Genomic DNA, 12,695 nt, shown 5'->3' with positions numbered 1-12,695 from the left:
AGGCCGCACGCGGGGACCGGCGTGCCGCTGATACGGCGGCTGGGGACCGTCCCCGCGATGTGCCCGATTCCAGGTCCCCGCAAGCTACGGCCCCGATCTCCCCGTCTGCTGGAAACGCGCAGGCCAGCGGCGTGACAACGGGGACCGGTGCCCAGGATGTGCACGTTGCACCAGGGGACCGCAATGGGGACCGTGCTGCGCACACGCCGTTGGGGACCGATGGTCCCGTGCATCCCCACGTCACGGTCCCCGATGACGGATCGGGCACTGGGGACCGTGACGGTGCCGAAGCCGTGGCGGCCGGTGACGGGGCCGTGCTGCTGGATGAGTTGCGGGCGGCGATCGGCAAGTACGTGGTGCTGCCCAGCCAGGAGGCGCTGACCGCGGTCACGCTGTGGGTGGCGGCCACCCACATCCAGACCGCTCTGCAGCACGCGCCCCGCCTCGCGGTGATCAGTGCGACCAAGGGGTGCGGCAAGTCCCGCGTGCTGGACGTGCTCTACGAGACCGTCCACGACCCGATGATGACGGTGAACACCTCTCCGGCGGTCATCTTCCGCACCATCGGCAAGATCCCGCCCACCTTGCTGGTGGACGAGGCGGACACCATCTTCGGCCCCAAAGCCAGTGGCGACAGCGAGATCCTGCGCGGTCTGCTGAACGCGGGCCATCAGCGCAACCGGCCCGCCTGGCGGATCTCCGGTCCGGAACACAAGCCCACCCCGTTCCCCACCTTCGCGATGGCCGCGATCGCGGGGATCGGTGACCTGCCCGACACCATCACGGACCGGTCGGTCGTGCTGCGGATACAGAAGCGCAAGCCAAACGAGAAGGTCGCCCCGTTCCGCTCGCGATACGCGGCGCCTGAACTCAACGCGCTGCGTGGCCGGCTGGCTGCCTGGCTGGGGCCGTTGCGGAGCACGGCGGCCCGTATGGTGCCGCAGATGCCGGTGGAGGACCGGGCGGCGGACACCTGGGAGCCGCTGGTCATCATCGCCGACCTGGCCGGCGGTCACTGGCCCGCCCAGGCCCATGCCGCCTGCGTGGCCATGACCCGCTTCGAGGCGGTCCAGGACGAGCAGACCAACGTGAAGGTGCGGCTGCTGCGCGACATCCACCGCATCTTCGAGCGGGCGCACAACCCCGAGGCCCTGTCCAGCCAGGACCTGGTCGCCGCGCTGATCCAGGACGCCGATGCCCCGTGGGCGGAGCACGGCACCAAGGGACTGAACGCCCACCACCTGGGCTTCCTGCTGCGGGACTTCGACGTCCGCCCGGCCAACTACCGCTTCGCGGGCGGCAGGCAGGCCAAGGCGTACATGCGCAACCGGTTCCTGGACGCCTGGGCCCGCCACTGCCCCCACCTCACCGAGGCGACACCCGAGCCCGCACACGGCGGCGCGCCTGCCCGTCCGGCCCAGGGCAAGCCGCCCGCCGCGGCGGGTTCGCTGCCCGTCGGCCCGCCAGGCGGTCCCGCCGGGCCGAAGCGAACTCTCTGATCCCACCAGGGGCGTAGTCCGTAGCAGTGCGTCGCAACCGTCCCCGCGCAGGTCAGCGCGGGGACGGACTTTCTTGCCGGGACGCTCTTCTCCGTACCTGGGCTTGTGTCCGTACCTGCGCTGACCAGGCATGCGACGGATGCAACGGACGTGACACAGCCCCACCCCCCTTGCCACTGGAGCACCACCATGCACACTGACAACGACACCGGCCCCCCCTTCTCCCGCCGCCGGGGATGGTTCGGCCTGGCCCGACGAACAGCAGCAAGCTGGAGCGAACGAGCCTCTAACGAGGCTTCGTCCGCGCTTGCCCCCGCCCCTGGGGTGACGGAGGGGGAGGCCGGGCGCCAGCGGGCGCCCGAGCCGGGGAAGGGGACGACCGAGCCCAGCGCCGCGCCTGTCGCCGACGCCTCCGCCCCACATGCCGAGCCGCTGCCGGCTGAACCGCGCGCAGACGTCCGTCCGTCCCTTGTCGAGCAGCCCTCGTGGCGTGAGCCCGATGCCCCGGTGTTGCCCGCGCGGATGAACCGCAAGCGCACCACCGAGAACCGTGACCAGGAGAAGAAGATCCGCTTCACCCCGACCGCGGTCCGGATTATCGACGAGGCGGCCGAGCAGCGCGGTCAGAAGTTCGCTGGGTTCGTCGGCGATGCCGCCCTCGCGGTCGCGCTCGGTAAGGCGAACATGGCGGGTAGTCCGGAGGACGATCCGATCCGCCCGCTGGTGGAGGCCGTAGAGGCCCACACCAAGGCGTTGAACCGGATCGGCACCAACCTCAACCAGATCACCGTGGCCATCAACGGCGGGACCATCCCTGACCGGATCGAGGCTGTACTCAACCGCGTCAGCCGGGCCGTCGAGCGCAGCTACCAGCTGATGGACGAGCTCGTGGCGGAAGGCGGCAGCCATGGTGCCTGACGTCTCCACCGGCTCCGACACCCGCGGCCTGATCAACTACCTCTTCGGGCCCGGCCGGCGCGACGAGCACACCGACCCGCACATCGTGGCCGCCTGGGACATGGCCGGCGCCCCCGACCCCGGCCGCGACCCGAACGCTACCTACACCCAGCTCGCCAAGCGCCTCGACCACCGCGTCGACCTGCGCACCCGCGAACTCGGCAAGCAGCCACCGCAACACGTGTGGCACTGCCCGGTACGCACCGCGCCCGGTGACCGCTACCTGACCGACGCCGAGTGGGCCGAGGTCGCCCGCCGCGTCGTCGCCGCCACCGGCATCGCCCCGGACGGCGATGAGAAAGCCTGCCGGTGGATCGCCGTGCGGCACGCGGAGGACCACATCCACATCCTGGCCACCACCGTCCGCGCCGACGGCCGCCGCCCCCGTACGAACCGCGACGGCTGGCGGGCACAGAAGGAATGCCGCAAGATCGAGGCCGAGTTCGGGCTGCGCCGCCTCAAGTCCGGGGACCTCACTGCCCCGCGCACCCCCACCGGGGCGGAGCGGGCCAAGGCCGAGCGCCAAGGCCAGGAGGTGACCGCGCGGGAGTGGCTGCGCGAGCAGGCGTACGCGGTCGCCGCCGCCGTACGCAGCATCGATGACTACTTCAGCGTCCTGACCTCGCTCGGCATCCAGGTCAAGCCACGCGTCAGCGCCAAGACCGGCGAAGTTGACGGCTACAGCCTGGCCGCCCCCGGCGACACCATCTGGTATGGCGGCTCCAAACTCGCCCCCGACCTGTCCTACAACCGCCTGACCGAACGCCTCCCCACCCAGGAGGTGCCCGACCGTCCGCAACCGGTGGCGGACCCGGCCGACTCGTGGCGCCGTACCGAGACCGCCGTGCGCACGGCCCACACGGTCCTCGACTCGGACGATGATGCCGTGGCCCAGGGCCACCTGGACGCCTTCGGCGACACCCTCCACAACCTGGCCCGCGCCGCACCCGGCCCCCACCAGGCCGAACTGCAAGCGGCAGCAAAGGCGTTCAACCGCGCCCGCCGCTCGGTAATCCGGGCCGACCACCAGGCCGCTAACGAACTGCGCCAAGCCGCCAAGGATCTGGCCTACGCCCCCAACATTCCCGGCGGACTCGCTATCGCCCTGGTCTCCGCCGCCGTCCACTTGGCCCGCGCCGCCGCCACATGGCACGCCCAGCGCGGCCACGAGCAGCAGGCAGCAGCAGCCGAGCAAGCCTTTCTCCACCTGCAGGCCAGCTACCAGCAGGCCGCCCAGCCTGTCCTGGAAGATCTCACCCGCCGCGCCCCACGCCCCCAGACCGCCGAACGATTCAAGGCCACCGTGCGACAAGCCATCCCCGACCACGCAGACCGCATCCTCGCCGACCCTGCCTGGCCTGCCCTGACCACTACCCTCGCGCGCGCCGAAACCGCCGGCCACAACCCCCGCCAGCTCCTGACCGAAGTGGCCGGTCGCCGAGAACTCGACACCGCCGAACGCCCGGCCGAGGTCCTGAACTGGCGCATCACCGCCCAGCCGAACAGGCGCGCACAGGCAGCACGCACGCGAAGCGCCCGCAGCACCACGCCCACTGTGCAGGCACCGCAGCCCGCGCCTACGACGGTGAGCGAACGGTCTGCGGAGCGCGGTCGACGCCGATAGCGGCCACGGGCCTGCTTCAGTTCTGCCTGGCCGCGGACAGCGTGGCCACGAGCTTGCCCAGATCTCCGGTGTAGACGATCACTTCCTCGTCTTCGGCCGGAGGGTCGAAGCGGGCGAAGAAGTCGTCGAGGGCTTCGGGGGTGACGGTGAGGGCGTTGGCATCCTCGCGTTGGTTGCGTTCGGCGAGGCGTCGCAACAGTTCCTCCCGGTCGGCGGGGAGGTAGACCACGAGGGGGTGGCCGCCCGCTTCGCGGGCGGCTTGCTCCCAGGTGGCGCGCTCGCCGCGGCGCCACAGACCATGGTCCAAGACGACGTCGTGCCCGGCCGCCAGCTCTTTGGCGAAGCGTTCCCGGATCGCCTCCACGACGGGGCGTTCGCGCTCGAAGTAGGTGTGCTCGGGGTAGTCCACGCCGTACCGGCCGTGGAGGCGGTGCACCTCCTCGTCCACGGACAACCGGATGTAGCCGTGGTCGACCAGGGCCTGGGCGGCGGTGGTCTTCCCGGAGCCGGTGATGCCGGCCAGGAGAACGGCGAGGGGCACGGGGCGGTCATCCTTTCCGCGACGAGCGTGCGCGAACGCGGGCGTTGTCTCTAATCCTGGCCGGTGGGCACGTGGGGCCGCCAGCTGGTGAGGATGCTGCGGGCCTCGGCGGGCCAACCGAAGGGCATCCGGTCCAGGTTCACCCGGCGGAAGGCGAGCCGCGGGTCGCTGATGTTGATCACGCCGCCGCGTTGCCCGACGTGGGCCAGCAGCCGGCTGGCCTCGTCGCGCACGGCCGGGCTCTGTTCTTTCCAGGTGCCGGATGAGAAGTGCTGGACCCGGCGGCGGAGGTCGTCCAGGACGCCTGAGCGCCACTTGAAGTGGTGCACCGCGCAGATGCGGTCGGCGTCCGGGCGGTGGCCGGGCGCCCGGTGGTTTCCGGAGGCGACGGTGACGTCGTGCCGAGCGAGGACGATCTTTCTGGGGTCGCCGTGCAGGAGCCGGTGAGTGAGGTGGCCGCCGAGGGGATAGGCGAGATCGAGGCCGCCTTCGGGCCTCCAGCCGGTCAGGTGTCCGCTGGCGGCGACGCGGTCGAGCATCAGGCCGCCCATCACGCGGTGCCCGGACTTCTCAGCCTGGGCGATGACCTCCAGGAGAGGGGCGGGGTACTGGTGAAACTCGTCGGCGTCAGCGAGCAGGTGCCAACCCGGACCAGCCATGTGGCGCAGAGCATCGCGCAGCTCGGTGTTGGTGTGCTCGTGCCACGGGCCGGTGCTGGTGCCGGTTGGGATGACGCCCAGCTCGCGGCAGGCGGCCTGGAGTTCGTGCCGATGCCGGTCGGGCACGTGCTCGGGGAAGTGGAAGGCGATCAGGAACCGCTCGATGCCCAGCCACCGGTAGTGGCGAATCCAGGCGGCCAGCAGCGGCACCTCGACAGGTCCGATGACGGCAATCAGGGCGGGAGGTGTGCTCAGCATCGGGACTCCTTCGTACGCAGGGAGGCGAAGGTCCGGGTGAGGAAGTCGGCCTGCTCGGCAGCCGCCCACATCCCCAGCAGTCGGGGCGCCTCGGTGTCAGGGCGCTCGGGCGGCTGACGGACCACGGTGTGCAGGGCGTCGGCGAGGCCGTCCGGATCGCCGACGGGGAAAGTCAGAGCCCAGGGCTGGCCGCGAAGGCGGGCGGTGAGGGCCGGGTCGTGGTCGGAGACGATCAGAGGGACACCGAGGCGGACCGCATCCATCACGAGCCCGGATTCCTTGCCGACTCCGGGATGCCGGGTGACCAGGGCAGCGTCGGACGCGGCGTACACCAACCGCAGCACGCTTTCCGCGACGGGGCCGGGCACGGTGTGCAGCCGGAGGTTGGGCAAGGCCCGCCAACGCTCCAGTACGGCCTCGTCGAGTGGGGCACCTGCGACGACGAGGTGCAGCGGTTCTTTCAGGCGGCCGAGGGCGGTGTCGATGACAGCGATGTCCTTGTACGGCCACCAGCCGCCCACCAGGCACACCACGGCTTCGACGGTGGGGATGGCGTCGAAGGCGATGCGGCCACCTTCGCGTTCGGCGTCGGTGAGGCGGCAGCCGTCGTCGACCGCGAAGGCCCGCACCACCCCGGGCAGCCGGGGGAAGGCCGCGGCGAACCGATCGCCAACAGCCTTCGTCGGGTACACCGCGATCACCCGGTCCTCACCCCGGCGGGCAAGGCGGCCAAGCAGCCGCACGACAGAGTCCTCGCTGGTGACCGCTTCGTGCACGAACCGCAGATGCGGCTGACCGCCCAGGAGGGCTGCCGCCCCGTGCAGGGCCTCGCTCGCGGTCAGAATCACCACCGCATCGGCGCCGGGCTCCAGACGGCAGGCGGTCCGCAGCGCGGACGCCTCGGTCAGACACCTGGCAACCAGAGTGATCTGGTGCGGCAGCCGCCGCAGCAAGCGGGGCCAGCGGCGCGAGCGGAAGGCCCGCTGCCCGGCAGCGGAGAGCCCTGTCACGAGGCAGGAGGCAGCCAGCAGCCAGGCCGCCCGGAGCCCGGCCGGGGCCGTCACCAGCCGGGCGCCGGCCTCGCGCAAAGCCGTGGCCGCCTCGCGGGTGATCCCGTGTGGGGCGATGACGAGGCTGCCGGGCCGGGCGTGGGCGAGGGCCACCAGCGTGCGCTGGTGGTGCCCGCCCGAGCGGTCCGCGTACGGCTCGATAAGCACCAGGGGGCGGTCGGTCATCCGGACACCGCCTGTTCACCGTGGGCGACGGTGAACCGCTGCCGCAGCCAGGACGGATCGTTGAGCCCGTCGAACCGCTGCGGGTCGTGGGCAGACTCGTGGGCGAAAGCGACGCCGTCGCGGGCCCCGGCGGCTGCGTACGTGGCGAACTCCCCGTCTCGGCTCGTCGTCCATGCCTCCACCCGCTGGCGGGCGTCGCCGTCGGCCATCCCGTACTCGCTGCCGCGGGCGAGCATCGCGCACTCGCGGAAACCGGCCTTCCAAGCATGGAAGGGGCTCTGGTTGAACCTGGTGATGCCCGCGGTCTGCCCGGCGAACTCGATGCGGCCGGGCAGGGCCGCGAGCACATCCACGGCCTGGCCCATCGCGCGCAGCGCACTGCGGCGGATCAACTTCAGCCCGCCGTAGCCGTAGGCCAGCCCGTTGACCGGATTGATCGCACGCCACACCCGCATGGACACCCCCTCGTCCAGCGGCTCGACGGCGGCCGGGTCGAAGCCCGTGTCGATGGCGAAGTCTCCGTCGGCGAGGAAGAACTGTTCGCGGTCGACGACTTCGGCGCACAGCCGGTAGGCCCGGCGCATGCCGTGCACGCCGTGGAGGCGCTTGACCGTGCCGCCGAGCGTCCGCTGCACGCGGGCGTGGAGGGAGTTGGCCATCGGCTCGTCGTAGGAGAGGAAGACTGCGTCGAACTCGGTCATGTGAGGGCCTCCAGGTAGCGGGCGGCGACCAGGGCAGGGGCGAAGTCGGCGGTGGAGGCGTGGGCTCGCTTGGCGTGCAGAGCGTGGAACTCGTCGTCTGTGGCAAGCCGTTCGGCCAGGGCGACGGCCTCGGCCGGCGTGATGAAGCACAGCTCGGGGTCGATGTGCTCGGCGAGCCAGCCCAGCCGGGGTGAGACGACCGGCAGGCCCATGCCCTGGCAGTCGATCACGGACATGGACCAGGGGCAGCCGGGGCGGAACGGGGCGATGCCGAAGCGGGCGCCGGCCAGCAGGTTCTTGTAGCGGACGCGGTCGCCCCGGTCGGAGACGACCTGCACGTGCGGCAGGGCGGCCAGCTTCTCGCGCATCTTCTCGGGGCTGTTGTCCAGGCCCGTTCGCTCGGCCCGGCGCTTGCCGAACAGGTCCATGACCCGCAGTCGGACGGTGCCGGAAGCCACCAGGTCGCGGGCGAGGTTCACGAACTGCTCGGTGCCGTAGTGCGCGTACAGCCGGTGGTTGTAGACGCCGATCGGCCCGACGTCCTGCTGGCGGCGGGCTGTTGCGGGGTCGCGGACCAGGCGCTCGTCCCGTGGGGCGGGCACCACCCGCAGCTTGTCGCCGAGATCCACGGTCATGCGGGCGGCTGCGGCCGAGGTCCAGGAGGCGGCCGTGGCGGAGTGGACCATCACCCGGTCGCAGGCCGCCAGCCCGGCGGCGAACGCCAGCAGCACCGGCCGGCCCAGGCCCGCGTCGTTCAAGGAGGGGTCGAGCAGGAGCTGACCGCCGCCGGTGAAGGAGAATGGCAGGTAGTGGCAGTAGCCGGCCAGCACAGCGTCCGATCCGGCCTCCAGCAGGGCCGTGCGGACGGCCGGGGCCTCCTCGATCTGGTTGGCCACGACCGCGTCCGGACGGGTCTGGTGGATCAGGTCCACCAGTTCGTCGATGTCGCCTGCGAACCGGGCCCGGTACTTGGTCCCGGGCACCTTGGTCCGGTGGAAGCCACAGCGGCCATCCCCGGCCGGAGCCGGCGCCACAACCGTCACCTCCACCCCGGTGTCCGCCAGGGCCGGGGTGAGCAGATCCGCGAAGATCCACCCCGAATCCGCGGACAGCCGGTCGGGGTTGGAGATGTTGAGCAGGTACAGCACGCGCATGATGCGTCGCCTCCCTCATCTGCCCGGAGGGATCGATCCGGGTCGGTAAGGGAAGGAAATCGGCGACGCGAGCCGTGACGGGATGATGAACTGGCATCACTCACGGTTCATTCATGCTCACCAACGAGGACGCGGGGCGGGGCTTCGATGGACGCGCAGGACGAGGAGATCACCGTCGAGCAGGCGGCCGAGAACTTCGCGGCAGAGGTCGCGCGGTGGCGGGAAGTGCGCGGCATGTCCAAGCGGGCCTTAGCGCAGGCCATGGGCTTCGACCCGTCGTACGTCAGCCACATGGAGTCCGGCCGGCACAAGCCCAGTGAGGAATTCGCACGTCTCGCGGACGAGGCCCTGAACGCCGGCAAGGCGATCTGGCGACGCTGGTGCGACTACGAGCAAGCCAAAACTCGGGAGACCCGTACGAGGCGTCCTCCCGCAGCTCCGCCGGCCCCACGCAGGCCCGAGCAGCCGTACGCCACCGGCTCCGCCCTCGTCGTCGAACACGACGCCGCCCGGCTCCACTACGACGGCCACTCCTACCGGCTCACCATGCGGCGACTCCTGCGAAACACCGGAGACGAACCGGTGACCCGCTACCTGATCCGCATCTCCGTCGACCGCTACCCCGGTGACCCCGAGCGGTCCAACGCCCACTACCGAGCCCACCCGCTGACGTGGGAGGAACTCGACCTCATCGCCACCTGCCGGGGCGAGACGATGCGTTGGCAGGCCAAACACGATCGCGACGCCTTCAAGGAAGTCTGGCTCCTGTTCGACAACGAACACGGTCGCTTCCCGCTCTACCCGGGCGAGTCCGTGTGGATCGAGTACGCCTACACCGTCGGCGACGACAAGTGGGGCAACTGGTTCCAGAGGGCCGTTCGCCTCCCCACCGAGCAACTCGAAGTGCAGCTCGTCTTCCCCGCCGAACTCGACCCGGCAGTATGGGGCACCGAGACCTCCATGACCGCCGAAGCCTCCCCGCTACGCACCCCTCCCGTGCGCAGCGACGACGGCGACCTACGGCAATTCGCATGGATCACGACCACACCCGCCCTGCACGCTCGGTACCGTCTGGAATGGCGGTTCCGGGCACGGCCCGAACCCGACACAAATCAAGGGGAGTTCAGGTGATTGACGTGCGGCCCAGCCAGCAGATGCGAGACCTCGGCGTCGTCCAGCGCGGCGCCGGCATCCTCGCCGAAGCGGCCCGCGCCTTCGATCTGCCCGCCCAGCGCGACGAGGCCGAACGCGTCGTGGACGGGCTGTTCGTTGCCATGGAACGAATCGGCCAGGTCCACCCCTTCGCCAAGGGCATGGGCATCGCCGCCCCACAGATCGGCATCGCACGCGCCGCCGCCGTTGTTCAACCACCCGGCGATGCCCCCGCCATCATCCTGCTCAACCCGCGGATCACCGACTGCTCAGACGAGATGGACGAGCAGTACGAGGGCTGCCTGAGTTTCTTCGACGTTCGGGGCCTCGTCCCCCGCCCGTTGAAGATCACCATCGAGACCACGACCCTGACCGGTCAGACCGTGACCACGGTGTACGAACGCGGCCTCGCCCGCCTCATCCACCACGAAATCGACCACCTCGACGGGCAGCTGTACACGGCCCGGATGCGGACCGCGGTACAGCCGATCCCCGTAGAGGAGTACCGGCAGACCGGTCGGGCCTGGGCGTACGAGTAGGCCATTACCGGCTGTTCTGCGAACGGAAGTAGTGCCACGGATGGGGCTGGGCTACTGCGTTGCGTCACACGTTTCGCAACGGCTGATCCCAGCGAGGCCGATATTGCCCGCGGTCGGCCGTAGCGGGTTTGAAGCTGACAGCCGCCGCCACGCGCCTGGAGCGGGATCGGTCACCCAGCCGAACCTTGGGGCCTGAATGACGCTGTCACTCAGGTGGGCACACCCAGGTAGGTGCGCCTTGCCCTCGTCATGAATGATGATCGCGCCGTTCGGCCAGCCCGCCCACTTCGGCTCGCCCTCGTCAGAGCGGTAGCCGGCAGGTCGTACACGACCATCAGGCGTGCAATCGGCGCAGTTGTGCGGTTCATGGCGTTCGCTGTACAGCAAGGCCACCCCCCCGGTCCGGGCGTCCAGCCTAGGGGCTAAGCCCTCGCCCCGTTACGTGATGTCGTCGATCAGCCCGCGGATGTGCTGCTCGATCTCGTCGCGGATGGGGCGGACGGCGTCGATGCCCTGTCCGGCGGGGTCGGGCAGCTGCCAGTCGAGGTAGCGCTTGCCGGGGAAGACGGGGCAGGTGTCCCCGCAGCCCATCGTGATCACGACGTCGGATGCCTGGACGGCTTCCGTGGTGAGCACCTTGGGCACTTCGGCAGAGATGTCGATGCCGACCTCGGACATCGCTTGGACGACGGCAGGGTTGACGGTGTCGGCAGGAGCGGAGCCGGCCGAGCGTACCTCGACGCGGTCGCCCGCGAGGTGGGTGAGGAAGGCCGCGGCCATCTGGGAGCGGCCGGCGTTGTGGACACAGACGAACAGGACGGACGGCAGGGCGGCGGTGTCAGGCATGGGTGGACTCCTCCTGCGGTACGGCGAGGGGGGAGGTGTAGAAGCGGCGGGCCCATAGGGCGACGTAGACGAGGCCGATGAGGACCGGTACCTCGATGAGGGGGCCGACGACGCCGGCGAGGGCTTGTCCGGAGGATGCGCCGAAGGTGGCGATGGCGACGGCGATGGCCAGCTCGAAGTTGTTGCCCGCGGCGGTGAACGCCAGTGTCGTCGCCCGCGAGTAGTCCAGGCCGACCGCACGCCCGAGCGCCATGGAGCCGGCCCACATGACGGCGAAGTAGACCAGCAGCGGCAGGGCGATGCGGGCGACGTCCAGGGGGCGGGAGGTGATGGCGTCGCCTTGCAGGGCGAAGAGGACGACGATCGTGAACAGCAGCCCGTAGAGGGCGAACGGGCCGATCTTCGGCAGGAGCGTGGACTCGTACCAGCTGCGGCCCTTGGCACGTTCGCCCAAGCGGCGGGTGAGGTAGCCGGCAGCAAGTGGGATGCCGAGGAAGATCAGGACACTGCGGGCGATCTCCCACACGGAGACGTTGAGGCCGGCCTGTTCCAGGCCGAGCCAGCCGGGGAGGACAGAGAGATAGAACCAGCCCAGCGCCGAGAAGGCGATCACCTGGAATACGGAGTTCAGAGCCACCAGAACGGCGGCGGCTTCGCGGTCGCCGCAGGCCAGGTCGTTCCAGATGATCACCATGGCGATGCAGCGGGCCAGGCCCACGATGATCAATCCGGTGCGGTACTCGGGCAGGTCCGGCAGGAACAGCCAGGCCAGCGCGAACATCACGGCCGGGCCGACGATCCAGTTCAGCAGCAGGGACGGCAGGAGCAGGCGGCGGTCGTGGGTGACGGTGTCGAGCCGGTCGTAGCGGACCTTGGCCAGGACCGGGTACATCATCACCAGCAGGCCGAGCGCGATCGGCAGCGAGACGCCGGTGACGGTGACCTTGGCCAGCGCGTCCCCGAGGCCCGGCACTGAGCGGCCCAGGCCCAGCCCGACGGTCATCGCGGCCAGAATCCACACGGCGAGGTAGCGGTCGAGGAACGACAGGCGGCCGGCCACCCCCGACTCAGGTGTGGGGGCGCTCACGAGCAGCCCCCTGCGGCCTCGGCGCGAACGGGCAACGGATCACCCGCAGGGCGGGTGAGGATGCCGGCGAGGCGGTCGGTCATCTCCGGCAGCAGCCAGTAGTAGACCCACGTACCCCGCCGCTCGCAGTCGATCAGGCCGGCCTGCCGCAGCAGCTTGAGGTGGTGCGAGATGGTCGGCTGGGAGAGGTCGAAGGCGGGGGTGAGGTCGCAGACGCAGACCTCGCCGCCGGCCCTGGAGGCGATCATCGACAGCAGCCGCAGACGCACCGGGTCGCCCAGCGCCTTGAACACCTTCGCCAGCTCCACGGCCTGCCCCTCGTCAAGGGGGGCCGTGAGCAGACCCGGACAGCAGGCATCGGTCGCGCCATCCTGGCCGAGCACCTCAAGCTCTTGATTCGACATGCGTCTATGTTGATGGTCTTCGATGCAAGGCGCAACATT

At 70.4% G+C, this 12,695-nt stretch carries 13 protein-coding genes; 5 read left to right on the top strand and 8 right to left on the bottom strand.

Annotated elements, in window-relative coordinates; translation table 11 throughout:
• The first annotated feature begins 227 nt into the window (after positions 1-227).
• From ACO0M4_RS18475 to ACO0M4_RS18465, 3 genes are all read left to right on the top strand, one after another.
• On the top strand, positions 228-1,499 hold the full coding sequence (locus ACO0M4_RS18475) for a DUF3631 domain-containing protein (protein WP_430371756.1): 1,272 nt from the start codon (positions 228-230) through the stop codon (positions 1,497-1,499).
• A 522-nt stretch (positions 1,500-2,021) separates the two neighbouring features.
• The gene (gene mobC / locus ACO0M4_RS18470) at positions 2,022-2,417 is read left to right on the top strand and encodes a plasmid mobilization relaxosome protein MobC (protein ID WP_430371755.1); all 396 of its coding nucleotides are present in this window, start codon (positions 2,022-2,024) and stop codon (positions 2,415-2,417) included.
• On the top strand, positions 2,407-4,080 hold the full coding sequence (locus tag ACO0M4_RS18465) for a relaxase/mobilization nuclease domain-containing protein (protein ID WP_430371754.1): 1,674 nt from the start codon (positions 2,407-2,409) through the stop codon (positions 4,078-4,080). Before mobC ends, ACO0M4_RS18465 begins: the two co-directional genes overlap by 11 nt.
• A gap of 16 nt (positions 4,081-4,096) precedes the next feature.
• Here ACO0M4_RS18465 and ACO0M4_RS18460 read toward each other — a convergent pair whose 3' ends face one another.
• From ACO0M4_RS18460 to ACO0M4_RS18440, 5 genes are read right to left on the bottom strand one after another with little or no spacing between them, the layout of a single operon-like run.
• Positions 4,097-4,621, bottom strand: coding sequence for an AAA family ATPase (locus ACO0M4_RS18460; protein ID WP_430371752.1), 525 nt, complete (start codon positions 4,619-4,621; stop codon positions 4,097-4,099).
• Positions 4,622-4,671: 50 nt separating this feature from the next.
• A complete protein-coding gene (locus ACO0M4_RS18455) occupies positions 4,672-5,538 on the bottom strand; it encodes a glycosyltransferase family 2 protein (RefSeq protein ID WP_430371750.1) in 867 nt (288 codons plus the stop codon).
• On the bottom strand, positions 5,532-6,773 hold the full coding sequence (locus ACO0M4_RS18450) for a glycosyltransferase (protein ID WP_430371748.1): 1,242 nt from the start codon (positions 6,771-6,773) through the stop codon (positions 5,532-5,534). The genes ACO0M4_RS18455 and ACO0M4_RS18450 overlap by 7 nt, the downstream gene beginning before the upstream one ends.
• Positions 6,770-7,474 (bottom strand): hypothetical protein, encoded by a 705-nt coding sequence (locus ACO0M4_RS18445; RefSeq protein WP_430371746.1) that lies wholly within the window; start codon positions 7,472-7,474, stop codon positions 6,770-6,772. The genes ACO0M4_RS18450 and ACO0M4_RS18445 overlap by 4 nt, the downstream gene beginning before the upstream one ends.
• Positions 7,471-8,628 carry a glycosyltransferase gene (locus tag ACO0M4_RS18440; protein WP_430371745.1) on the bottom strand — a complete coding sequence of 386 codons (1,158 nt, stop codon included), beginning with the start codon at positions 8,626-8,628 and terminating at the stop codon, positions 7,471-7,473. The genes ACO0M4_RS18445 and ACO0M4_RS18440 overlap by 4 nt, the downstream gene beginning before the upstream one ends.
• A 147-nt stretch (positions 8,629-8,775) precedes the next feature.
• On the opposite strand from ACO0M4_RS18440, the gene ACO0M4_RS18435 reads away from it, so the two are divergent.
• A complete protein-coding gene (locus ACO0M4_RS18435; RefSeq protein WP_430371744.1) occupies positions 8,776-9,759 on the top strand; it encodes a helix-turn-helix domain-containing protein in 984 nt (327 codons plus the stop codon).
• Positions 9,756-10,319 (top strand): peptide deformylase, encoded by a 564-nt coding sequence (locus ACO0M4_RS18430; RefSeq protein ID WP_430371742.1) that lies wholly within the window; start codon positions 9,756-9,758, stop codon positions 10,317-10,319. Before ACO0M4_RS18435 ends, ACO0M4_RS18430 begins: the two co-directional genes overlap by 4 nt.
• Positions 10,320-10,757: 438 nt before the next feature.
• On the opposite strand, the gene ACO0M4_RS18425 is transcribed toward ACO0M4_RS18430, so the two are convergent.
• Genes ACO0M4_RS18425 through ACO0M4_RS18415 form a run of 3 tightly spaced genes read right to left on the bottom strand, consistent with a single transcriptional unit; the run spans position 10,758 to position 12,656 of the window.
• Positions 10,758-11,165: an arsenate reductase ArsC gene (locus ACO0M4_RS18425; RefSeq protein ID WP_430371741.1), complete on the bottom strand. Its 408-nt coding sequence runs from the start codon at positions 11,163-11,165 to the stop codon at positions 10,758-10,760.
• Positions 11,158-12,252, bottom strand: coding sequence for an ACR3 family arsenite efflux transporter (arsB, locus tag ACO0M4_RS18420; RefSeq protein WP_430371739.1), 1,095 nt, complete (start codon positions 12,250-12,252; stop codon positions 11,158-11,160). Before arsB ends, ACO0M4_RS18425 begins: the two co-directional genes overlap by 8 nt.
• Positions 12,249-12,656, bottom strand: coding sequence for an ArsR/SmtB family transcription factor (locus tag ACO0M4_RS18415; protein WP_430371737.1), 408 nt, complete (start codon positions 12,654-12,656; stop codon positions 12,249-12,251). The genes arsB and ACO0M4_RS18415 overlap by 4 nt, the downstream gene beginning before the upstream one ends.
• Between the last annotated feature and the right edge of the window lie 39 nt (positions 12,657-12,695).

The organism is Streptomyces sp. RGM 3693, assembly GCF_050471125.1.
GTDB lineage: Bacteria > Actinomycetota > Actinomycetes > Streptomycetales > Streptomycetaceae > Streptomyces.
This window is presented reverse-complemented; position numbering and strand designations above follow the sequence as displayed.